23 protein-coding genes are annotated in these 23,835 nt (G+C 34.2%); 17 read left to right on the forward strand and 6 right to left on the reverse strand.

All coding sequences use genetic code 11. The features are described from left to right. Positions 1–107: 107 nt before the first annotated feature. The 10 genes from recF (at position 108) to ACNQGX_RS14640 (ending at position 10,165) form a co-directional block, all read left to right on the forward strand. Positions 108–1,187, forward strand: coding sequence for a DNA replication/repair protein RecF (gene recF, locus ACNQGX_RS14595; protein ID WP_417977441.1), 1,080 nt, complete (start codon positions 108–110; stop codon positions 1,185–1,187). 78 nt (positions 1,188–1,265) lie between these two features. After that, the gene (locus ACNQGX_RS14600) at positions 1,266–1,964 is read left to right on the forward strand and encodes a thioredoxin domain-containing protein (RefSeq protein ID WP_417977443.1); all 699 of its coding nucleotides are present in this window, start codon (positions 1,266–1,268) and stop codon (positions 1,962–1,964) included. Between the two features lie 7 nt (positions 1,965–1,971). Continuing rightward, the gene (locus ACNQGX_RS14605) at positions 1,972–2,643 is read left to right on the forward strand and encodes a DUF2461 domain-containing protein (RefSeq protein ID WP_417977445.1); all 672 of its coding nucleotides are present in this window, start codon (positions 1,972–1,974) and stop codon (positions 2,641–2,643) included. A gap of 15 nt (positions 2,644–2,658) precedes the next feature. Then, positions 2,659–3,726 carry a glycosyltransferase gene (locus ACNQGX_RS14610; protein ID WP_417977447.1) on the forward strand — a complete coding sequence of 356 codons (1,068 nt, stop codon included), beginning with the start codon at positions 2,659–2,661 and terminating at the stop codon, positions 3,724–3,726. A gap of 2 nt (positions 3,727–3,728) precedes the next feature. After that, positions 3,729–5,576 carry an asparagine synthase (glutamine-hydrolyzing) gene (gene asnB, locus ACNQGX_RS14615; RefSeq protein WP_417977449.1) on the forward strand — a complete coding sequence of 616 codons (1,848 nt, stop codon included), beginning with the start codon at positions 3,729–3,731 and terminating at the stop codon, positions 5,574–5,576. A 48-nt stretch (positions 5,577–5,624) separates the two neighbouring features. Next, positions 5,625–6,638, forward strand: coding sequence for a UDP-N-acetylmuramate dehydrogenase (gene murB, locus ACNQGX_RS14620; RefSeq protein ID WP_417977451.1), 1,014 nt, complete (start codon positions 5,625–5,627; stop codon positions 6,636–6,638). 106 nt (positions 6,639–6,744) lie between these two features. Beyond that, positions 6,745–7,359 carry an FMN-binding negative transcriptional regulator gene (locus ACNQGX_RS14625; protein ID WP_417977453.1) on the forward strand — a complete coding sequence of 205 codons (615 nt, stop codon included), beginning with the start codon at positions 6,745–6,747 and terminating at the stop codon, positions 7,357–7,359. An 86-nt stretch (positions 7,360–7,445) separates the two neighbouring features. Continuing rightward, entirely contained in the window at positions 7,446–8,552 is a 1,107-nt protein-coding gene (locus ACNQGX_RS14630) for a glycosyltransferase (RefSeq protein WP_417977455.1), read from the forward strand. Further along, positions 8,543–9,094 (forward strand): RNA polymerase sigma factor, encoded by a 552-nt coding sequence (locus ACNQGX_RS14635; protein ID WP_099713290.1) that lies wholly within the window; start codon positions 8,543–8,545, stop codon positions 9,092–9,094. Before ACNQGX_RS14630 ends, ACNQGX_RS14635 begins: the two co-directional genes overlap by 10 nt. 249 nt (positions 9,095–9,343) lie before the next feature. Next, entirely contained in the window at positions 9,344–10,165 is an 822-nt protein-coding gene (locus ACNQGX_RS14640) for an energy transducer TonB (RefSeq protein ID WP_417977457.1), read from the forward strand. 64 nt (positions 10,166–10,229) lie between these two features. Here the strand turns inward: ACNQGX_RS14640 and ACNQGX_RS14645 are convergent, their stop codons facing one another. Continuing rightward, complete coding sequence (locus tag ACNQGX_RS14645; RefSeq protein ID WP_417977459.1) at positions 10,230–11,084, reverse strand: M48 family metalloprotease; 855 nt, start codon at positions 11,082–11,084, stop codon at positions 10,230–10,232. A 341-nt stretch (positions 11,085–11,425) separates the two neighbouring features. Here ACNQGX_RS14645 and lipA point away from each other — a divergent pair, with 341 nt between their 5' ends. From lipA to ACNQGX_RS14660, 3 genes are all read left to right on the forward strand, one after another. Continuing rightward, positions 11,426–12,295, forward strand: a complete 870-nt coding sequence (gene lipA / locus ACNQGX_RS14650) for a lipoyl synthase (RefSeq protein WP_131915296.1) — start codon at positions 11,426–11,428, stop codon at positions 12,293–12,295. A 101-nt stretch (positions 12,296–12,396) separates the two neighbouring features. Then, positions 12,397–13,392: a type I glyceraldehyde-3-phosphate dehydrogenase gene (gene gap / locus ACNQGX_RS14655; RefSeq protein WP_417977461.1), complete on the forward strand. Its 996-nt coding sequence runs from the start codon at positions 12,397–12,399 to the stop codon at positions 13,390–13,392. A 24-nt stretch (positions 13,393–13,416) separates the two neighbouring features. After that, positions 13,417–15,585 (forward strand): tetratricopeptide repeat-containing hybrid sensor histidine kinase/response regulator, encoded by a 2,169-nt coding sequence (locus ACNQGX_RS14660; protein WP_417977463.1) that lies wholly within the window; start codon positions 13,417–13,419, stop codon positions 15,583–15,585. A gap of 4 nt (positions 15,586–15,589) precedes the next feature. Here the strand turns inward: ACNQGX_RS14660 and ACNQGX_RS14665 are convergent, their stop codons facing one another. Further along, positions 15,590–16,402, reverse strand: a complete 813-nt coding sequence (locus ACNQGX_RS14665; RefSeq protein ID WP_131915299.1) for a purine-nucleoside phosphorylase — start codon at positions 16,400–16,402, stop codon at positions 15,590–15,592. Next, on the reverse strand, positions 16,365–17,399 hold the full coding sequence (lpxK, locus tag ACNQGX_RS14670; protein WP_417977466.1) for a tetraacyldisaccharide 4'-kinase: 1,035 nt from the start codon (positions 17,397–17,399) through the stop codon (positions 16,365–16,367). Before lpxK ends, ACNQGX_RS14665 begins: the two co-directional genes overlap by 38 nt. Positions 17,400–17,496: 97 nt before the next feature. Between lpxK and ACNQGX_RS14675 the strand changes: the two genes are divergently transcribed. The 4 genes from ACNQGX_RS14675 to rluF all read left to right on the forward strand — a co-directional run bounded on the left by ACNQGX_RS14675 (position 17,497) and on the right by rluF (position 21,225). Beyond that, the gene (locus ACNQGX_RS14675; RefSeq protein WP_417977468.1) at positions 17,497–18,591 is read left to right on the forward strand and encodes a Nif3-like dinuclear metal center hexameric protein; all 1,095 of its coding nucleotides are present in this window, start codon (positions 17,497–17,499) and stop codon (positions 18,589–18,591) included. 3 nt (positions 18,592–18,594) lie between these two features. Beyond that, on the forward strand, positions 18,595–19,374 hold the full coding sequence (locus tag ACNQGX_RS14680) for a zinc ribbon domain-containing protein (RefSeq protein ID WP_417977470.1): 780 nt from the start codon (positions 18,595–18,597) through the stop codon (positions 19,372–19,374). Positions 19,375–19,413: 39 nt separating this feature from the next. Next, the gene (locus ACNQGX_RS14685) at positions 19,414–20,262 is read left to right on the forward strand and encodes an alpha/beta fold hydrolase (RefSeq protein ID WP_417977472.1); all 849 of its coding nucleotides are present in this window, start codon (positions 19,414–19,416) and stop codon (positions 20,260–20,262) included. Positions 20,263–20,412: 150 nt separating this feature from the next. Further along, entirely contained in the window at positions 20,413–21,225 is an 813-nt protein-coding gene (gene rluF, locus ACNQGX_RS14690; protein ID WP_417977474.1) for a 23S rRNA pseudouridine(2604) synthase RluF, read from the forward strand. A 35-nt stretch (positions 21,226–21,260) separates the two neighbouring features. On the opposite strand, the gene ACNQGX_RS14695 is transcribed toward rluF, so the two are convergent. The 3 genes from ACNQGX_RS14695 to ACNQGX_RS14705 are packed head-to-tail and all read right to left on the reverse strand — an operon-like array spanning position 21,261 to position 23,612. After that, entirely contained in the window at positions 21,261–22,646 is a 1,386-nt protein-coding gene (locus ACNQGX_RS14695; protein ID WP_417977476.1) for a DUF4153 domain-containing protein, read from the reverse strand. A 55-nt stretch (positions 22,647–22,701) separates the two neighbouring features. Then, positions 22,702–22,995, reverse strand: coding sequence for a winged helix-turn-helix domain-containing protein (locus tag ACNQGX_RS14700; RefSeq protein ID WP_417977478.1), 294 nt, complete (start codon positions 22,993–22,995; stop codon positions 22,702–22,704). 2 nt (positions 22,996–22,997) lie between these two features. After that, entirely contained in the window at positions 22,998–23,612 is a 615-nt protein-coding gene (locus ACNQGX_RS14705; protein WP_417977479.1) for a hypothetical protein, read from the reverse strand. Positions 23,613–23,835: the final 223 nt, after the last annotated feature.

Genomic DNA, 23,835 nt, shown 5'->3' on the forward strand with positions numbered 1-23,835 from the left:
AGAAAAAATGGAAAAGCCATTTTTATCAATATTTTTCAATAATTTGCACCCACTTTGAAAAACCCGTTTAAAAACATCAAAGTTCTCAATACCAGCAAGCCTTACAGATGTATTTAAAAAAGATTTCATTATTCAATTATAAGAATTTTTCGGAAGCAAATTTCGATTTTGACAGCAAAATAAATTGTTTTGTAGGTAAGAATGGTATTGGAAAGACAAATGTACTTGATGCAATCTACCATTTATCGTACGGAAAAAGCTATTTCAATCCTTTAGCGGTTCAGAATATTAAACACGGAGAAGAATTCTTTGTGATTGATGCTGAATTTGAAAAAAACGAAAGAAATGAACAAATTCTTTGCAGCCTAAAAAAGGGACAAAAAAAAATATTGAAACGCAACGGAAAAGCCTATGACAAATTCTCAGATCATATTGGCTTTATTCCTTTGGTCATCATTTCTCCTGCCGACAGGGATTTGATTGTGGAAGGCAGCGAAACCAGAAGAAAATTCATAGACAGCGTGATTTCGCAACTGGATTCCCATTATTTACAGCAACTCATTCAATATCAAAAAGTAATGAGTCAACGCAATGCTTTATTGAAATATTTTGCATTGAATCATGTTTTCGACAACGATACGCTGTCTATATATAATGAACAACTTAATGGTTTTGGAGATTATATTTTCGAAAAAAGAAAAGAATTTATCGACCAGTTTATTCCTATTTTCAACACACATCATCAAGCCATAACGGGCTCACAAGAAACTGTTCAACTCGTATATGAAAGCCATTTATTCGAAAAAGACTTATTGACTTTATTACAGGAAAACATCAATAAAGACAGAGCTTTACACTACACAAGTGTAGGAATTCACAAAGATGATTTAGCGTTTGAAATTGACCAACATCCAATTAAGAAATTTGGATCTCAGGGACAGCAAAAATCGTTTCTAATCGCTTTGAAACTAGCTCAATTTGAGTTCCTAAAAAAGCAAAGCGGTGTAAAACCAATTTTACTTTTTGATGACATCTTTGATAAATTGGACGAAAGTCGTGTAGCCAAAATCATAGAAATGGTCAACAGTGATACTTTTGGGCAGCTTTTTATTTCAGATACACATCCGGAACGTACCGAAGCCATTGTGAAATCGACACATCAGACGTATAAGATCTTCAACTTATAACTTTTATTTAGTAATTTATACCGTTCGAAAATTGAAAAATTACCTATTTTAGCGTATTCAATTTTAAATTCGATTACAATGAAATTTCATTCGATATTCCTTGCAATACTATCCTTTTTTGTCTTATCCTGCACGGGACAAACTTCAAAAAATGTAAAAACCATTGAAGCTAAAACCTTTGCAGAAAAAATCGCAGCAACTCCAAATCCACAAATTCTGGATGTACGAACTCCTGAAGAATTTACTTCTGACCATATTGACAATGCCAAAAATATAAATTGGCTTAGTAATGATTTTGTTATAAATACTGAAAAGCTTGACAAATCAAAACCCGTTTTTGTGTATTGTAAAAGTGGCGGAAGAAGTCAGAAAGCGGCTGAAAAACTGAATGAATTAGGCTTTAAAACCATCTACCAATTAGATGGTGGAATGTTAAAATGGGACGCTGCCGGACGCTCTAAACCAAGTGATAAAATTATAGGTCTATCCGTTCCGGAATACAACAAACTATTAAATTCAGACAAAAAAGTATTGATTAATTTTTATGCTGAATGGTGTGCGCCCTGCAAAAAAATGACCCCTTATGTTTTGCAAATGCAAAAAGATTTAGGAGATGAAGTGGTAATCATTCGATTGGATGCCGATAAAAATAAAACCTTAATTTCTGAAATGAAAATCAGTGAACTTCCTACGGTATTATTGTATGACAATGCAGCAGTAAAATGGAAACATTCTGGTTTTATAAGTGAAGACGATTTAAAAAAACAATTACAATAGTTTCAAGATGCTTTCAAAAGACACATTACAATTTCTGGATGATTTAAAAGCCAACAACAGTAGGGATTGGTTTTTGGAGAATAAAAAACGCTACGAAGCGGTCAAGAAAGACTACCAACAATTAGTTGGGAATTTTCTTGATGCCATGAAACCGCTCGATCCTTCATTGGAAATGCTTGAAGTAAAAAATTGTACTTTCAGAATCAATCGTGACATTCGGTTTTCTAAGGACAAGACTCCTTATAAATCGCATCTGGGCGTTTGGCTTTCTTCGGGAGCAAAGGGGCTAAATCGTTCCGGTTATTACATTCATCTAGAAAAAGGAGCCAGCTTTATTGCCGGAGGATTGTATTGTCCTGAAGCGGAGGATTTGAAAAAAATGCGCAAAGAAATTGCTTATTTCCACGATGATTTAGAAGCAATTCTTGATGAGAAAAATTTCAAAAAGGAATTTAAAGATTTTGATCGAAATGAAAAAAACATGCTGAAAAACCCACCAAGAGGGTATGAAAAAGAACATCCGGCGATTGAATTTCTCAAGCTAAAAAGCTTTGAGTCTTCTCAAAGAATTGATATTGCAGAAGTGACAAAAAAAGATTTTGTTGCTACAATGAGTAAAAAACTGATTGCACTAAAACCATTGAACGATTTTATAAATCGGGCTTTAACTTCTGAGTAATTATAATTTACACTGATGAAAAAAAAGAAAATTCTATTTCTAGGGGAATCCTACAGAGCCGATGCCATCACTTGGATGAACGGCTTAAAGGAATTTGGTGATTTTGAAATTATTACTTGGGAATTAAAAACACCCAGTAGTGGTATTCATAACCGAATTTTAAGGATTTTCGAATTCGAATTGGCCATTTTTAGAATCAAAAAAATAATAAAAGCCCAACAACCGGATATGATAATTGCAGAGAGAACCACCAGTTATGGTTTTCTTGCCGCATTATCCGGTGTAAAACCTGTTGCAATTGCACAACAAGGCAGAACAGATTTATGGCCTGAAAAATCAATTTCATTACCTTTAAAAAAACTCATTCAGAATTACGCTTTCAAAAAAGCAGATTTAATTCATGCCTGGGGTCCGGTGATGACTATTTCTATGATGGAAGCCAATGTCGATATGAATAAAGTTTTGGTTTTACCAAAGGGAATTGATTTGGCTACATTTGTAAATATAAACAACGCCAATCCAGAAAAAATTTGTGCCATTGTTACTCGGTCTTTATTACCGGAATACCGTCATGACATTATATTAAAAGCATTTGCCATTTTAAACCAAAAAGGAATAGATTTCGCACTTACTATCTTAGGAGACGGAACACAACTTTCAAAACTGAAAGATTTAGCAAAAGATTTAGGTATTGAAAACAAAGTCAACTTTACCGGAAGGATTCCAAACACAGCATTACCAAAACTATTACAGCAATCTAATATTTACATTAGTATGCCCATAACCGAAGGGGTTTCGTCCTCACTATTTGAAGCTATGGCTACTAATTGTTATCCAATTGTAACCGATATTGCAGGAAACCAGAGTTGGATTAAACACCGCGAAAACGGACAATTAATTACCGTTGATGATTATAAAATGCTCGCAGAAGAATTAATCTGGGCATTTGAAAATTCAGAACATCGAAACGAAGTAGTTTTAAAAAACAGACTGTTTTTAGAAAAAAATGCAGATTACAACATAAATATGAAAATCATTGCCAACAAATACCACGAATTAATTAACACAAATAGCCCCAATTAACTATGTGTGGAATTAATGGAATCTTGCATTTACAATCACAAAAAAAAGTTGACGAACGTACTCTTACTAAGATGCGCGATTCGCTCGAGCATCGTGGTCCAGACGATAAAGGATTGTTCATAGAAAATAATATTGGTTTTGGACACAGAAGACTTTCAATTCTGGATGTTTCCTTAGCCGGACACCAACCTTTCCTGTCAGAAGACGGGAGATATGTACTGGTTTACAATGGTGAAATCTACAATTTCAAAGAATTTTATCCAGAGTTAAAAAGCAATGGATTTGACATCAGAACCACTTCGGATACCGAGGTTTTGATGAAATTATTCCAATTGCATGGTTTAAAAATGCTCAATCGCCTCAACGGAATGTTTACATTTGCTATTTGGGATAAAATGGAAAAAAAGCTAACTCTTGTTCGGGATAGAATGGGTGTTAAACCGCTATATTATTCTTTTTACAATGAGACTTTTTATTTTGCATCCGAACAAAAAGCACTTTTCACGGCCGGGGTTCCTCTCAAAATGGCACAAGACGGACTGGAAGAATACATTTTTAACCGATTTGTTGCCGGTGAAAACACCTTATATCAAAACGTAAAAAAAGTATTGCCCGGACATATCATGACCATTCATGAAGGCGGAAAAACCACTACCTACAACTGGTGGAATTTAAAAAAGGAAATTCAAAACCAACCTGAGATAAAAAATCCGGTAGAATGGTTTCGGGAAACTTTCGATGATTCTGTAAAAATGCGAATGGTGAGTGACGTTCCTGTGGGCGTTCTTTTGAGCGGCGGACTGGATTCTTCCTCGATTTTGGCTTCGTTACACCACCAAAATTACAAAGACATACAAACCTTTAATATTGGTTTCAAAGAGAAAGAACATAACGAAGCACATTTGGCTAAAATGATGGCAGAGAAGTTCGATTATGGTTTTCAAACCATGCAATTAGAGGGTAAAAAGCTGCATGATCAGCTAATCAGTTCTACTTATTTTCAGGACGAACCGATCATGCATTTAAGCGAACCGCACCTTTTGGCAGTTTCTCAAATGGCAAAACCATCGGTAAAAGTGTTACTTTCCGGTGAGGGTGCCGATGAATTGATGGGTGGCTATGTGCGCTACAAAGCCTTACAATACCCATCATTATTGAATTCTATTGCCGCCATTGGGAATCTGGATGTTTTTACAAAACAACCGCGATATGAAAAGCTAACGCGTTACGCCCAAATCAATAAAAAATCTGATTTGGTTATTTTCAACGGCTCCAATATTTATCCAAATGATATTGCGAAAATTTTTGGAATTAATACGCCTCCAAAAAACGAATACAGGAAACAAATCTATAAAGAAGCGAAGTCATTGTATCCTGATAATTTACGCCGACAAGCACTTTATTTTGATCAGCATACCTATTTATGCTCGCTTCTGGACAGAAACGATCGCTGTACAATGGGCGCATCCATTGAATGCAGGGAACCCTTTTTGGACCCGAGATTAATTGTTGGATTAGGATCATTGGAAGACAAATGGTTATTTGCAGGTAAAAAATGGAAATTCATTCTAAAAAAGGCAATGGAAGAACGTTTACCAGATGAAATTCTAAGATTCAGAAAAATAGGTTTGAGTGCACCTTGGGGCGATTACATCACAAAAAGTCCCGCTTTTAAAGACGAATTAGAGTCTTTTTCGAAAAGTGATTTATTTCAAATGCCTTATTTTGAACATATAAACATTAAAAAACTAGTTCAGAATTTACAAAAAGGAGACATTACGATGACTCCTTATATCATGCCATTGTTTATGATGCATATCTGGATGAAAACGTATCCAACTAAATTTTAATCCTTACTTTTGGTGCGGAATAAAACAATTCAAAAAGCACTTTCTTTTATGGAAATAGCACCTAATTTCTCTTTAAAAAAACACAATACTTTTGGCATTGAAGCCAAAGCAAAACAGTTCGTTGCCGTTCATTCTGTGCACGATTTAAAAACTATTTTACAAGAAAATAAAGCACAGAAAAAATTTATTTTGGGTGGTGGAAGCAATATGCTTTTGACAAAAGATATTGACGCCCTAGTCATTCATATTGATTTAAAAGGCAAGAAAATTATTGAAGAAAATGATGATTTTGTCTGGGTCGAAAGTCAGGCCGGTGAAAGCTGGCATGAATTTGTGCTTTGGACCATCAACCAAAATTTTGGTGGTTTAGAAAACATGTCACTCATTCCGGGAAACGTTGGAACTACGCCGGTCCAAAACATCGGAGCGTATGGAACCGAAATAAAAGATACTTTTGTTTCCTGTGAAGCAATGACGATAGAAAGTCAGGAAATGAAAACGTTCACAAAGGAAGAATGTCATTTTGGATACCGAGAAAGCGTTTTCAAAAACGAAGTAAAAAATCAATACATTATTACATCGGTTGTTTTTAAATTGACGAAAACGAATCATAAAATCAACACTTCTTACGGAGATATTTCGTCTGAATTAGCCAAAAACAACATCTCCAACCCTACTTTAAAGGACGTCAGTAATGCCGTAATTGCCATTCGACAAAGCAAATTACCCGATCCAAAAGAGTTAGGAAACAGCGGTAGTTTTTTTAAAAATCCAATTTTATTGAAATCGGATTTCGAAAAAATTCATCAGCAATTTCCTGAAATGAAATATTTCGACATTTCTGAAACCGAAGTGAAAGTTCCTGCTGGCTGGTTGATTGAACAGGCTGGTTTTAAAGGAAAACGTTTTGGTGATGCCGGAATTCATAAAAATCAGGCGTTGGTTTTAGTGAATTATGGTAACGCGACCGGTCAGGAAATTTTGAATGTTTCAAAAGATATTCAAGAGACTATTTTTAAAACGTTTGGCATTCATATTGAGGCCGAAGTAAATGTGATTTAACAAAAACAGATTGTTAGACTCCTTAGATTATTAGATAACAAACCGATTAATTCATATCTTTTAATTTTATGTTTAATTCTATCATCAAAAACCTAAATTGTCAAATATGTATACACCCGATATCTACAAAAACGAGAATCAAGAAGAAATCAAAAAATTTTTGCAAGAGAATAGTTTTGGTATTCTAATCAATCAAACCAATGGGAAATTGTGTGCAACACATATTCCTTTGGAACTGGACACCAATAAAGAAGGCAAGGACATTTTATACGGGCACATTTCCAAAGAAAACCCACAATGGAATGGTTTCATAGACAATGACCAAATTTTAGCAGTATTTTCAGGACCTCACAGCTATATTTCTTCCTCTTGGTACGATCATGAAAATGTACCAACATGGAACTATATTGCCGTTCATGTGTATGGAAAAATCAAAATTATCGAAGGAGATGCCGTCATTGAATCGTTAAAAAAACTAGTCGACAAGTACGAACAAAATTCCGAAAACCCGGTTCGTGTAGAAGATTTATCTAAAAAAACCATGATGCAAACTCGTGGTATTGTAGCGTTTGAAATTGAAATAACTGAAATCCAAGCCACGAAAAAAATATCTCAAAATAGGGACGAAAAAAATTATCAAAACATCATTTCCGAGTTAGAAAAAACCAACACAAATCAGTCCATCGCCATTGCAAATGAGATGAAGAAATGCCCAATATAAATTCTTTCGAAATTCACACATTGTATTTAACAATTCACAATTCTATTCATACCTTTGCACTCGATTTAAAAACTCATTAAACTCAGATGCTTATACTAATTCTTTACTTTTTTATTTTTATTGTTGTAATTCAAATTTCGTATTATCTAGGTGTTTTTGGGAAATTTGCTTTCGCCAAAGCACAGAAAATAACACCGAAAAGAATCCCTATTTCGGTTATTGTTTGTGCCAAAAACGAAGAAGAAAATGTAGCTAATTTTATTCCTCTACTTGCGGAACAAAACTATCCTGATTTTGAAATTGTTCTGATTGACGATGCTTCGAGTGATACTACTTTTGCTATTTTTGAAGATTTTGAAAAGCAATATCCAAATGTTCGCTTGGTAAAAGTGGAGAACAACGAAGCCTTTTGGGGAAACAAAAAATATGCGTTGACTTTAGGGATAAAAGCCGCTAAAAAAGAATATTTATTATTCACTGATGCTGATTGTTATCCAACTTCAAAAGAATGGATAACGGCTATGAGTTCTCAATTTACGATGCAAAAAACAATTGTTTTGGGTTATGGCAAATATGAAAAAATTGCTAATTCATTCCTGAATAAAATAATTCGTTTTGAAACTTTACTGACGGCAATTCAATATTTTTCATGGGCAAAAATTGGACATCCGTATATGGGTGTTGGAAGAAATTTAGCGTATAAAAAAGAAGAATTTTTCAATGTAAATGGTTTCATCGAGCACATGCAAATTCGTTCTGGCGATGATGATTTATTTATAAACCAAGCTGCAAAAGCTAAAAATACAACTATTGCCTACACACCGGAAAGTTTTACGCTTTCTAAACCAAAAACTACATACAAAGACTGGCTGATCCAAAAAAGAAGGCATGTTGCCACGGCAAACTATTATAAACCTCTCGATAAATTACAATTAGGCGCGTTCTATTGTTCACAATTACTGTTTATTTTATTGCCCATTCTGCTATTAGCTTTTCAATTTCAATGGATATTAGTTTTAAGTTTAATAGCATTGCGCTATCTTGTGGCATGGATTGTGGTAGGATTTTCAGCAACAAAATTTAAAGAAAATGATATTAAATTCTGGTTCCCTATCGTTGAGATAGTACTTATCTTCACACAAATCAATATCTTTATAACAAATATATTCTCAAAACCGGTACATTGGAAATAAACAAACAAATAGAAAAAGCAAAACAAGGCGATCAGGTTGCCTTTACTTTTCTGTTGGATTATTATTGGAATGAAGTGTATGGTTTTATGCTGAAACGTACTGAAAACGAAACCAATGCCGAGGATATTACCATCGAAACGTTCTCGAAAGCGTTCGATAAAATAGCCACTTACAACTCGGAATTCCAGTTCAACACTTGGCTGATTGCTATTGCAAAAAATGTACACATCGATTTATTACGAAAAAAGAAATCAAGCCTTTTTGTTGAAATTACCGATGAACAAGACCAACAAGCCTACAATATTGCCGACACTACTCCATCTGCGGAAGATGAATTGATTACCGAACAGAACCTTTCCCGATTACTACAATTCATTAAAGAATTAAAACCACATTATCAGGAAGTGATTCAGTTGCGCTATTTTCAGGAAATGAGTTACCAGGAAATCGCCAATAAAATCGATGAACCTTTGAGTAATGTGAAGATTAAATTGCTTCGCGCCAAAAAACTTCTGGCAGAAATTATTCAGAATAAAAGATGACATTACAATTTATTATTCTTTATTTCTCATTTTAATCCGTTGGTTAATCCTGACGTTTCGGGACAACGGCAATTCATATCTCTGTGGTTCTACACTAAAAAAACTCTCCACGCTCCTTGTTTTCCATCTCTTTCATTTATTTTAAAATAATTTCTGTTTTACATACTAAAATTCCTGTTATATTCGTTATAAAATAAAAACACCTCTGCTTATGATTTAATTACTACTTAACCATTAAATCCATAAATTATGTCAAAACTAAACATTTACGAGACCGGTTGGATTAACCTTGTTTTCCAAGACCGAAACAAAGAATATGGAGCGTATCAATTGCGCCAGGAAAGTACTAAAACATCATTAATGGCACTTTTTATGGGTGTATTATTTTTATCAGCGGCTTTAAGTATTCCTGTAATCATTAATTATTTTAATCCCGATAAAAGTATTTCGATACGTATTCCTGAGTTTACAAATACTATAGTACAACTTACCGACATAATACCCAATCAGGTTGAGAAAAAACAGTCCCTTCCTGAAGTAAAAATCCAAAATGTAGATGTACCCATTAAAAGTGCCCAACTGGTTAATCCAATTATCGTACAGGCATCACAAGCAAATCAGGACATTGCAAAAAACACCGAAAATGCTAACATAACAAATGCCACTACAGAAGGAACTGGAACTGTAGGCATAAATCCAACTTCTACTTCAGGAACAGCCACTGATACCGCAATACCTGGTGATACAGGAAATACTATTGTTAACAGCGTTTCGCTGGATAAACTTCCTGAATTCCCCGGTGGAATTAATAAGTTCTATAATTATGTGGGTACTAATTTTGAAAAACAAGAAATAGAAGGCAGTGGTTCGATTCGAGTATATGTTTCTTTTGTAATTGAAAGAGACGGAAGCATGACTGACATTCAGGTAAAAAGAGATCCTGGCTATGGCTTGGGCAAAGAAGCCATTCGGGTATTGAAATCCTTGAAAACGAAATGGTCTCCGGGAATGATTGACGGAAAAGCAGTGCGAACCGCCTATAATCTACCTATTACCGTGCAAATGAATTAGTTTTGAAAACAAAAAAGCAGAATCAAATGATTCTGCTTTTTTTATGTGATTTTGAGAGAAAAATTTATTTCTTCTTTTTAGTCGCAGTCTTTTTGGTCGTTGTAGTTTTAGTAGCCACCACTGCTTTTTGTTGCACATACGGTTTGTACAATCCATCTTTTTCAGCTCTTTGTTTTGCTGATTCCGCTCTTTCTTTAGAATCAGGATGCGAGCTCATCATTCTTTCCAAAAAAGAAGCCTGAGTTCCTTCGCTCATTTTTGCCAAAATAGAAAAGGCAGATGAAACTGCATTAACATTATATCCGTTTTTTTTCATGAAATTATACGAGAACTCATCTGCTTCAGCTTCTTGTTTTCGGCTGTGTTTGCTATCAATCATCACACTTCCCAATTTAGCCAGTTGGCTATCCGTTACAGCCGCCACTTTATTCGATTGTGAAGCAGCTACATCTATTAATGCTTCTTTTTTATACGCCGCTTTCATCCCATCTCGTGAATCGTGATTGGCAACATGACCTATTTCATGACCAATAACGGCCAGTAATTCATTATCATCCATAATGTCCATCAATCCTGAATACACACGAACACTTCCATCTGCGGTTGCAAATGCGTTTACTTCATTTAATTTATAGACTTTATAGTTTAATGTGTATCCGTCCCCGCTTGTATATTTCCCAAAAACTTTATTAAGACGGATGGTATAAGGATCTTTTGGTCCCGCAACGATGTGTTCCGAATCCATTTTATCGACAGCTGCTTTAGATAATGCGGCCGCGTCAGCATCACTAAAAGTGAATCCTGAAACTCCTTTTTGGACTGCACCTAATGCTTTTTCTCCAAAATTAATTTGCGCATTGGCTTTTGAAAGACCAAATAGCACCAATAATACCCCTAATAGTATTGATTTATTTTTCATTTTTTTTATTTTGAGTTTCAAATATACTATTTTTTGAAGAACTGATTTAATGGAATACAACAAAAGTCAATCTTTATAATTAACCTTGTCTTTACCGCTTTCTAGCCCAGATAACAGTGAAAATCCTTGTGTTTTGAAATGGTATTTTTTCTTGACCAAAAAGAGCGACCAGCGGAAGCTCCTTTATGGTCTTAGAAAAAAAGCATTTCAAAACACAAGATTGAAACGCATAGCTGGAAATTGCTTCTAAAAATCATTGCGATTTACGGGCTTAATTCGTCTTTGTTAATTCCTATTTCTTAAATCAACTTTCATTATCTTTGTGCTTTGAAAATTGATATATGGAAACTGTTTTAGAAAATACTTTACCTACAGGAAAACCGAAATGGTTGAAGGTAAAACTCCCAATAGGCCAAAAATATACGGAGCTTCGCGGCTTAGTAGACAAATATAGTTTGAACACGATTTGTACTTCGGGAAGTTGCCCAAATATGGGTGAATGCTGGGGCGAAGGAACGGCAACATTCATGATTTTAGGAAATGTATGTACGCGATCTTGTGGTTTTTGTGGTGTAAAAACTGGAAGACCAGAAACTGTGGACTGGGATGAGCCTGAAAAAGTGGCGCGTTCTATCAAAATTATGAACATCAAACATGCCGTAATTACTAGCGTTGACAGAGATGATTTGAAAGATGGCGGATCAATTATTTGGATTGAAACCGTAAAAGCCATTCGCAGAATGAACCCAAACACAACACTGGAAACTCTGATTCCGGATTTTCAAGGTATCGAAAGGAATATTGACCGTATCGTGGAAGCGAATCCTGAAGTGGTTTCGCATAATGTGGAAACGGTTCGCAGATTGACACGTGAAGTACGAATTCAGGCAAAATACGACCGAAGTCTGGAAGTATTACGTTACTTGAAAGAAAAAGGAATTAACAGAACAAAGTCGGGAATTATGTTGGGTCTTGGCGAGCAAGAAGAGGAAGTGTATCAAACGATGCGAGATTTGCGTGAAGCCAATGTTGATATTGTAACGATAGGCCAATACTTGCAACCGAGTAAAAAACACTTGCCAGTAAAGGAATTTATAACGCCGGAACAATTTGCAAAATACGAGCAGTTTGGTTTAGAATTAGGTTTCCGTCATGTAGAAAGCGGACCGTTGGTTCGTTCCTCTTACAAAGCACAAAAACATATTTTATAATCCCCCAGCCCTCCCCTAAGAGAAGGGAGTCGAAACTGGATATATGGTTCTTTTATTTTTTTTACAATCTAACGTTTAACATTTAACTTTCTAACAAAATATTGAAAACAAGAATTGCCATAAATGGTTTTGGAAGAATCGGCAGGAATTTATTCCGATTACTTTTGAACCATCCTTCAATAGAAGTTGTTGCCATAAATGATATTGCTGATAAAAAAACAATGGCGCATTTAGTGAAATACGATAGTATTCACGGTGTTTTACCATATACTGTAACTGAGGATGAAAAAGGAATTCTGGTAGATGGAAAGCACTTTTTATTTTTTCATGAAAAAAGCATTTCAAACCTGGATTGGAAAAGTATAGACATTGATTACGTAGTGGAATCAACCGGCAAGTACAAGACTTTTGAAGAACTGAATTCCCATATTATTGCCGGTGCCAAAAAAGTGATTCTTTCTGCACCATCAGAAGTTGACACTATAAAAACGGTAGTTTTGGGTGTAAATGATTTTATTCTTGACGGTACAGAAACTATTATTTCGAATGCTAGTTGTACGACGAATAATGCTGCACCGATGATTAAAGTAATCAATGACCTTTGTGGTATAGAGCAAGCCTACATCACCACCATTCACTCCTATACGACGGACCAAAGTTTACACGATCAACCCCATAAAGATTTACGTCGCGCTCGCGGGGCAAGTCAATCTATTGTACCTACAACAACTGGGGCGGCAAAAGCATTGACAAAAATATTTCCTGAGTTTGAAGGTAAAATTGGCGGTTGTGGTATACGAGTACCCGTTCCTGATGGTTCTTTGACTGATATTACTTTCAATGTAAAACGTGCGGTCACCATAAATGAGATCAACGCTGCTTTCAAAATTGCCGCACAAACTACTTTGAAAGGTGTTTTGGATTATACCGAAGACCCGATTGTATCTGTAGATGTGATTGGCAATAAAAATTCATGTATATTTGATGCTCAACTCACTTCTGTTATTGATAAAATGGTAAAAGTGGTAGGATGGTATGACAATGAAATTGGTTATTCCTCTAGAATAATCGATTTGATTCTTTTAACAAAAAAATAACCCCAAGAAAAAATTCAGTTGCAAATGAAGTATTTTTTTGTTTTTATTGTCTTTTTTTATTCCACACTGTATTCTCAACCTAATGAGAATATAGATAGTACTGCCTATTACAACAGTTTGAGTAACTCCAATATTCAAACTAATAATTATAAAGAGGCGTTATTGTATACTCAAAAAGCAATACGGTATGCCACAAAAAACAGAAACACTAAAGATCAGGCACAACAGACTTTCAACCTTGGGAAAATCTATTTTGACTTAAAAAAATACGATGATGGCATAGAAACTTTATTGAAAAGTGCTGCATTATTTTCGAATTTTAAACCTAGCGCAAATCAAGCATCAGCCTATTACTATCTTGGTTTATGCTTCATGGCAAAGGAAAGTTTTGACAGAGCTTCAATATATTTCGAGAGAGCCAAATCCATTAATGATAAATTAAGAATTCCTGATTCTGCTGAATTGTTTAGCCTCCAAAAAGGACTGATTTACAAATCAAAGAATAAATTAGATTTAGCATTATCCGTTTTTAAAATTATAATTGCAAAACCTGACAGGCCAGCTTTGTTAAATACTAAAGCAGAAGCCACGTATCAAATAGGTGAAATTGAAGCCAGCAGAAATAGAAATAATCTGGCTTTAAACTATTTAAATAAAGCATTAGAATTAAACAGTAAAACCGAAAATCTAGAACAGAAATCAAATATTTTACTTGCCATAAGTGATGTTTATGAAAAAACGTTAGACAAAAATAACGCATATTCCTATTTGAAACAACATCTTAATTTGAAAGAGCACATTGCGATTTTGAACAACGAAAGACTGGGAATTGATGATTATGACAAATTCAAAGAATCTGAAAAATTAAAAGAAATTGCACAAATCAATTATGAAAACAAGGAGCAGGAAAAAGCTAATAAATTTTCTAAACTGATCAGTATTTTTGCAATTGCCTTAATTTCAATTTTATCTTTATTAAGTCTATCCTTGTACAAAAATAATATCATTAGAAATCAGTCTAATTTACTATTAAAAGAAAAAAATAAAGAATTAGAAATTGCCAAAAATAAAGCAGAAAAAGCTTCTAATGCAAGATCCGAATTTTTATCAACCGTAAGCCATGAGCTTCGGACACCTTTGAATGCCATCAATGGTATCGCTCATTTATTATTGGAAGAAAAACCAAAAAAATCGCAAATGAACTATTTGTTGTCCTTGAAATTTTCTGGAGATTATCTGACAAAATTTATAAATGAAATTCTGGAAATAAATAGAATTGATTCAAATAAAGTTGAAATCGAATACATTACTTTTAACCTTAAACAATTATTAGAAAACATACAGAACTCTTTAAAAGAATTGGCTTCAGTAAATAACAACACGTTTGAACTTGAAATTGATGCTGGTATTCCTGATTATTTGATTGGTGACCCTACAAAATTGTCGCAGATAATGTTGAATTTAATTAACAATGCGCTAAAGTTTACAAAAAATGGTTCTGTAAATGTAATCACTAAACTAGCTTCTATTACTGATGAAAAAGCTGCTTTATATTTTGAAGTAAACGATACAGGGATTGGAATTCCTGAAGACAAATTAAAAACCATTTTTGATAGTTTCTCCCAAGGCTCCATAGAAGTGAATCGCAAATATGGCGGAACCGGTTTAGGATTGACGATCGTAAAAAAACTAATTAAAATTCTTGGCGGACATATAAAACTTAAAAGTGTCGTGGGCAAAGGTTCTTCATTTTCATTCGAACTAAAATTCAAAATAAGCGCACAGCAGGAATCACAAATTGAGAAAAAACCAAAAATAGACTACGATTCTAAATTAGTAAACAAAAAAATACTATTGGTTGAGGATAATAAAATCAATCAAATGATTACCAAAAAAATGCTGGATAACAAAGGAATTATCTGCGAAATAATTGACAACGGCGAGGAGGCAATCGATTTATTAAAAAGGAATAAATTTGACTTAGTCCTTATGGACGTTCACTTACCCGGCATAAACGGAACAATTGCAACAGAAACGATACGAACATTTGATAGCACTACACCTATCATTGCTCTTACCGCAATTTCATTACATGAAAACCGCGAAATGCTTTTATCGTTTGGAATGAATGAAGTAATCACCAAACCATTTGTCCCAGAGGAATTTTATAGTATAATCGCTGAATATATTTAGATCCCTAGTAGTTTAAAATCAATTCTTTAATAAGACTTCTCACTTTTGGTTCTGCATTTTTTGCCGCTTCTAATACTTCGTCATGTGAAATCGTTCCAATACTTTCCTCATTTCCCATATCGGTAATTACTGAAATACCAAATGTTTCCAAATCCATATGACGAGCCACAATCACTTCGGGAACGGTTGACATTCCGACACAATCAGCACCAAGAATTTTTACCATTTTGTATTCAGCCAAGGTTTCAAAAGTTGGACCTTGCAAACCAAGATAAATTCCTTCATGAACGGCAATGTTTAATTCTTGAGCCAATTCAGTAGCTTTCGCAATCATTTTTCTCGAATACGGTTCACTCATATTTACAAAACGAGGTCCAAAACGTTCGTCATTTTTTCCACGCAAAGGATGTTCCGGCGTCATATTGATATGATCTGTAATCATAACGATAGAACCAACTTTATAACTTGGATTTACACCGCCTGAAGCATTTGAAACTATTAATTTCTCAACGCCTAAAAATTTCATCACTCGCACCGGAAAAGTAACTTCTGTCATCGAATAGCCTTCATAGAAATGAAATCGTCCCTGCATGGCAACGACTTTCTTATCTCCTATTGTTCCAAAAACTAATGCGCCTTTATGACCTTGAACGGTCGAAACAGGAAAATTTAGAATTTCATTGTACGGCAACGTATATTCTACTTTCATTTCATCCGTAAAACTCCCTAATCCTGAACCTAAAATCACCCCGTATTCCGGTGTGAAATTGATTTTTCCTTTAATCTGGCTTACTGTTTCTTGTACTTTTTCCCACATAATCTATAATTATTTTATCGAAATTTTCACTTCCCGAAACGAAAGAACTTTGTATTGGCAAATAGAAAAGTTGTTCGCTTGGTAAACTTCCTTTTAATCGTACATAATCCTTTTCGGTAGTGATAATAATGTTATTTTGAGCTAAATTTTTAATTTCCAAAATGTCTTTATCGGTAAAATTATGATGGTCCGGAAAAGACAAACAGACATCATTAGTATCCTGTAAATAGGCAAAAAACGGTTCCGGTTTTGCAATTCCTGCCACCAGTAATTTAGAAGCCGATTGAATTTCGTTTACATTTATCTTTCGACTCTCTGCATAAATAAAATCTTCGTATGCTATAAAAGTAAAGTACAATTCTTGATTTTCAGAAACTTTTAACCTATTTTTAATCTCATTTTGTTCGTCAAGCGAAAGATTAAAAGGACATTTGGTCACAATAATCACATTGGCTCTTGCTGCTCCGCTTCGACTTTCTCGTAAATTTCCGGTTGGCAACATAAAATCATCAGAATACAAATCACCATAAGAAGTAAGTAGAATATAAAATCCCGCTTTTACTTTTCGATGTTGAAAAGCGTCATCAAGCAGAATCACTTCTGGCTTTTCTTGTTGCGAAAGCAATTGTTCTATTCCATTTTTCCTGTCGGCATCAACGGCAACTTGGATGGCAGCAAATTTTTTATAAAACTGAAAAGGCTCGTCTCCAAGAAGGACTGCATTTGAGCTGGCTTCCGCCAAAATAAAACCTTTAGATTGTCTTTTATAACCTCTACTCAATGTGGCGATTTTATATTTATCCGAAAGCAAGCGAATCAAATATTCGATTTGAGGTGTTTTCCCGGTTCCGCCAACGCTAAGATTTCCAACAGCAATAATAGGTAAATCAAAAGAATAGGATTTTAAAATCCCTTTGTCGAAAAGAAAATTCCGAATACTCGTTATCAGACCATACAAAATGGCAAACGGGAACAGTATTTTTCGCAGTAAATTCATTATACGAAAGTAGAATATTTTATTTTAAAGTTGATTTGTTTATTCGTTAATTTGTTTATTCGAAAATCCTGAATTAAACAATCAAAAATCTGATGTTATGAAAATCAAAGAAATAATTTCCGTACTTGAAGAAATGGCACCACTCGCCTACGCTGAAGATTTTGACAATGTGGGATTATTGGTTGGAAATCAAGAATCCGAAGCAACAGGAATTTTGGTTTGCCATGATGCTTTAGAAAATATAATTGACGAAGCGATTGCAAAAAATTGCAATCTGGTGGTTTGTTTTCATCCCATATTATTTTCAGGGTTGAAAAAAATAACGGGGAAAAACTACGTGGAACGAGCCGTCATTAAAGCCATAAAAAATGACATTGCCATTTATGCCGTTCACACCGCCTTGGACAATCATCAAGAAGGTGCGAATAAAATATTCAGCGACGCATTAGGATTGGTAAATACTAAAATCCTGATTCCAAAGCAAAATTTCATTCGTAAATTAGTAACTTATACTATTCCTGAAAATGCGGAAGAAGTACGAAATGCACTATTTGATGCCGGAGCGGGAACAATTGGAAATTATGAAAATTGCAGTTTCAATTCAAAAGGAATCGGAACCTATATGGGAAATGAGCATAGCAATCCACAAGTTGGCGAGCGATTTGAATTTGTACAAGGCGACGAAATAAAAATCGAAATGACTTTCGAAAAGCATTTAGAAAACAAAATTCTAAAAGCGTTATTCAAAAGCCACGCCTATGAAGAAGTCGCATATGAGATTTATGATTTACAAAACAAGCATCAAAATATTGGCTTGGGAATGATTGGCGAATTGAAAAATCCCATGAGTGAAAAAGAGTTTCTGCTTTTTGCAAAAGAAAAGATGCAATGCGATGGGATTCGACATTCCAACTTTATAGGAAAGGAAATAAAAAAAGTCGCGGTTCTTGGTGGAGCAGGAAGTTTTGCAATAAAAAATGCCATTCAAGCCGGAGCAGATGCTTATTTGACTGCCGATTTAAAATATCATCAGTTTTATGAAGCCGAAAACAAGTTGCTTTTGGCCGATATTGGACATTTTGAAAGCGAACGCTATACAAAAAATTATATTGTTGAGTATCTTCGGAAAAAAATCCTTAATTTTGCAGTTATTTTATCAGAAGAAAATTCAAATCCAGTTAAGTACTTATAGAATATGGCGAATACGAAAGAATTAAGTGTTGAGGACAAGTTAAGAGCAATTTACGATTTACAACTTATTGACTCTAGAATTGACGAAATCAGAAACGTAAGAGGAGAACTTCCTTTAGAAGTGGAAGATTTAGAAGATGAAGTGGCTGGTTTAAGCACACGTTCAGAAAAATTGAAAAGTGAACTTGAAGTTATCGAAGATCTTATCAAGGTAAAAAAGAATGCAATTGATGAGCACAAAGAGGCTATCAAAAAATATACGAAGCAACAAGAAACTGTTCGTAACAACAGAGAATTTAATTCGTTGACTAAAGAGGTTGAATTTCAAGAATTAGAAATTCAATTGTCTGAAAAACAAATTAAAGAAATGAAAGCTTCTATCGAACACAAGAAAGAAGTAATTTCAAATTCAAAAGAAAGATTAGAAGCAAAATCTAATCACTTGAAGCACAAAAAATCAGAGTTAGACGCTATCATGGCTGAAACTGCTAAAGAAGAAGCATTCTTGTCTGAAAAATCAGGGGAGTACCAAGCTTTAATCGAAGAAAGATTATTGAAGGCTTACACTAGAATCAGAACTAGCGTTCGTAATGGTTTAGCTGTTGTTTCCATTGAAAGAGGTGCATCTGCAGGATCATTCTTTACTATTCCACCACAGACACAAGTAGAAATTGCTTCTAGAAAAAAAATCATTACTGATGAACATTCAGGAAGAATATTAGTCGACAGCGTATTGGCTGACGAAGAAAAAGAGAAAATGGAACAGTTGTTTTCTAAATTCTAATTACATTTAAGTCCCGATACACATCGGGACTTTTTTTTTATGAAAAAAATACTATTTTTTATATTCACTAAATCTATTGGGGCATACATTAACCTTTTGAGTTTTGTATTTCCCAAAAAAGCTTCGCAACTTGCGTATGCCTTTTTTAGTGAACCTCGAGAAGGTAAATTATCAAAAACCAGTCTTCCGGCAATCTTACAAGAAGCACAATCCGAGACATTCCAACATGGGAAACATTCCTTTCACACTTATACTTGGAAAGGAAATGACACAGTAATCCTATTGGTTCATGGCTGGGAAAGTAACGCTTCTCGCTGGGAAAACTTACTACCGTATTTAAAAAAATCAGGAAGCACCATTATTGCTATTGACGGTCCGGCTCATGGATTATCCAGCGGCAAAGAATTTAGCATTCCTAAATATGCCGAATTTATTCATCTCGCTGTCCAAAAATTCAAGCCTCAATACCTGATAGGACATTCCATCGGCGGCAAAACCTGTTTGTATTATCAATCCGTATATCAAAATGATTTGCTAAAAAAAATGGTGATTCTGGGAGCACCAAGTGATTTCAACATCATACTCAATAATTATATTACATTATTGAGCTTGAATGCTAAAATTTCAAAATCTTTAGAAGATCATTATTTAAATCATTTCAAACTCAATCTGGAACAATTTTCAGGGAAATTATTCGCCTCTAAACTGAACATCAAAGGACTAATCGCCCATGATATTGACGACACTGTAGTTTTATTTGAAGAAGGAAAGAAAATCGCCGGAGCATGGGAAAATGCTGTTTTTATCGAAACTAAGGGTTTAGGACACAGTATGCATGATGCCGAATTGTATGAAAAAGTGTCCCGCTTTTTATTTGAAGAAAAATAGACTTATTAGATTTTTAGACTTCTTAGATGATAAGAACTTGTGTATTAAATCCAAGAAGGCTTAGCACAATCCATCGAAACTAAACTTTCTAACAATCCAAAAATCTAAGAAGTCTAAAAATCTAACAAACAAAATGACTACTTTTGCAGTATGGAAGAAAATTTAAAACGCCTCAATAAATTCATAGGAGAAACTGGGTATTGTTCCCGCCGTGAAGCTGATAAAATCATTGAAGAAGGTCGTGTGACCATCAATGGAGTCGTTCCGGAATTAGGCACAAAAGTCTCCCCAAATGACGAAGTGCGTATTGACGGTAAATTAATCCGTGAGAAAAATGAGAAACCTGTTTATCTTGCTTTCTATAAACCTGTAGGAATCGAATGTACCACAAACCTTGATGTTCGCAATAACATTGTAGATTACATCAATTATCCCAAACGTATTTTCCCTATTGGAAGATTGGACAAAGCCAGTGAAGGATTGATTTTTATGACCAATGACGGTGACATCGTCAATAAAATATTACGCGCCCGAAACAATCACGAAAAAGAATATACAGTAACCGTAAACAAACCCATCACCGATCGATTCATCGAAAGAATGGGAAATGGAGTTCCAATTTTAGACACCGTTACCCGAAAATGTAAGGTGGAACAAATCAGTAAATTCACTTTCAAAATTATCTTGACACAAGGTTTAAACCGTCAGATCCGTAGAATGACAGAATATTTAGGATATGATGTTACGGCTCTAAAACGCATCCGAATTATCAATATTTCGCTGGATATTCCTGTAGGCCGCTACCGTGATTTGACAGATGCCGAAATCAAAGAATTAAATGAACTGATTGAGCCTTCGAGCAAAACCGAAGAAGCCAGTTTACCCAAAGCGGAAACACCAAAAAGAAGAACCGAATTCATCAAAAGAGATGATCCCAGGTTTAAAGGAAGAGGCGATTATTAAACATAAAAAAATCCCATTTCAATGGGATTTTGCTTTTATTTACTGTTTATAAACTCATAATATAAGACTTTTGATAAAAAGGGTTCTGATTGCATGCGACCAATCTCCTTCTCTCTTGAAAGTTCCATGTTTTGTCCATCTAATTCCTTTAGCAAAAAATAGTCTCTACGGCTTTCATCATTAAAATTTAGTCCAGATAAAAATATAGGCTCTACCCCTTTATTTACAGAGATATTGTACTGTGTGATTATATTTCCCCAATTCACAAAACTGCATAAAAGAATCGTTCCGTAAAAATACCAAACCATTTGATTGAAAAGATAGGCATTGGTTTTCTGATTTATAATTTTTAAAAAAGCAAAAACCAATCCAATAATCGCTAAAATCAAGAAAGCAAACACGCCCAATCTTTTGTAGGTTAAACCAAAATAGGAAACGTATTCTGAGTTTTTGATAACGGTACTGATGATTAAAACTCCATTTAGAAGAATCCAAATCTTAGCTAATCTTTTAAGCTTTTTAGCTTTTTCATCAAAATTAAACCCTCCTTTAAAATAGAATAAAATAACGCCAACTGCCATTATGATTGAAAAAATAACGACATTTACTCTATCGTGTGTATCAGAACTTAAGTTAGATTTTTTGACCACTTCAAAAAATTGTTCGTAATTATAAGTCGCAATGAAAACCAAAAGAAGCACATTTAAAAGAAACAACGTAATCTCGCCACTTCCTCTTTCAAAATCAATATCCAGAAACGAAAATGAATTTTGATTTTGCGTTTTGGCTTCTTGCTTAAAATCATTATCCAATAAATCATTCTTTTCATAACAAACCTCAGGAATCCAATAATTCCAGAAAGTGAACGAAATAAAAAATCCTAAAGCCGTAAGTACAAATGCTTGCCACGCATCAATATCTAAATAATAACCGGTAAACAAAGACGAAAAATGATCGCTTCCAAAAGAATATACGATTAAAAACAATCCAAGAAATAGGACTGGAATAATAAAATAAGCAATCAGTTTTTTAGCAAAACCGTTATTAACTTTTCGCTTAGGAAGATATTGACTGAACATCAATATGCGACCTAACGAAGCGATTCCGTTGATAAACACCAAAGGAAGAGCCTGTAACAATTTAAGTTTTGGTTCCTGAGTTTTGAATTGTAAAAAGATAATCGACAAAGCCATGGCAAAAAACGACGGAAAATCTCCGTACCAAGCAAACGCAAAGCAAGACAGAACCGATGTAACCACTAAAATCAAATGTAACCTACTTGTAAATTTCTCTTGGAAGAAATAACATATTAAGGCGGTTTGCAGCATCCCAAAAATGGCCCAATTGAGTCCCAAATCCTCTTTGTAAAAAAGCAGTGTAAAAACCAAACTACAGGCTAAAATTAATTGATGTTTTTTCATAATAAATAATTTAAAAGCACTTTGTATTTCAAAGTGTAAAGTTAAAAAAAGGGTGTTATCTAGATTTGATTAATTTTTCAAGGCTATTCAAGTGGGAAACAAAAGCAGCTCTGCCCATATTGGTAACTCGATACGAAGTTTTCGGTTTTTTACCAACAAACTCTTTTTTAACTTCTATGTATCCAGATTTTTCCAATGCTGAAGAATGACTTGCTAAATTACCATCAGTAATATTCAATAAAGATTTCATTTCGGTAAAATCAATCCAGTCGTTTACCATCAAAACAGACATAATGCCTAATCTGACCCGACTTTCGAAATCTTTATTTAATGTATCAATGATTCCCATTTCTATTTGTATTTTTTGAACATAATTATTCCGTATAGGATGTGCAAAATTCCAAATCCTATTGCCCAAAAAACAAGTCCTAAACCAAGATAAAAAAGGGAAATACATCCTAAAATTATTTCACATATACCCAAATACCTAATATCCGAAAAAGTATATTTTCCAGCATTAATAAGTGCTAAGCCATAAAACAATAAAGTAACAGGAGCAATCAGAGCAAATAACTGATGGTATAAAAGTGCAACACAAAATACGCCTCCAACCAATAAAGGAATCGCTAAATTGAGTAACATTTTTTTAGTAGTATTAGTCCAAATAGGCAAATCAAACTTTTTACTTTTTCTCAAAGTAAAAAATATACCCGATCCCAATGCTAAGACCAAAATTGCCAAAGCAATGAAAACTAATTCGATTATTAAATCGTAGCTATACATCTTTTGCCTACCATCAAAATATTCAATCCCATTATTTTTAAACAATTGATAGGCATAAATTGAACCGGCTAGCGCAAATAACCCTGCAAATACTCCTGAAAGACCACTTAACGAAATAAATCTTGAAGAGCGCTCCATCATGGAACGAATATGCGATAAATCTTCTTGAATTTTTTGACTCATAAATAAAGTACTTTGAATAACAAAGTTATTTATTATTTTTAGATTTCAAAGTATAAACCGATTTAATTTGATAAATATTATAAAATAACCCATTGGGTGTAATTCAAAAAACATTTCTTTTTACCACATAGAAACATAGAAATAAAACTTATAATTAAAGAAATAATAGAAAATAGCACTATTTTTCGCATAGTTTGACTATGTGAAAAGTAAAACATCTATC

The organism is Flavobacterium glycogeni (assembly GCF_048286775.1).
Classification (GTDB): domain Bacteria; phylum Bacteroidota; class Bacteroidia; order Flavobacteriales; family Flavobacteriaceae; genus Flavobacterium.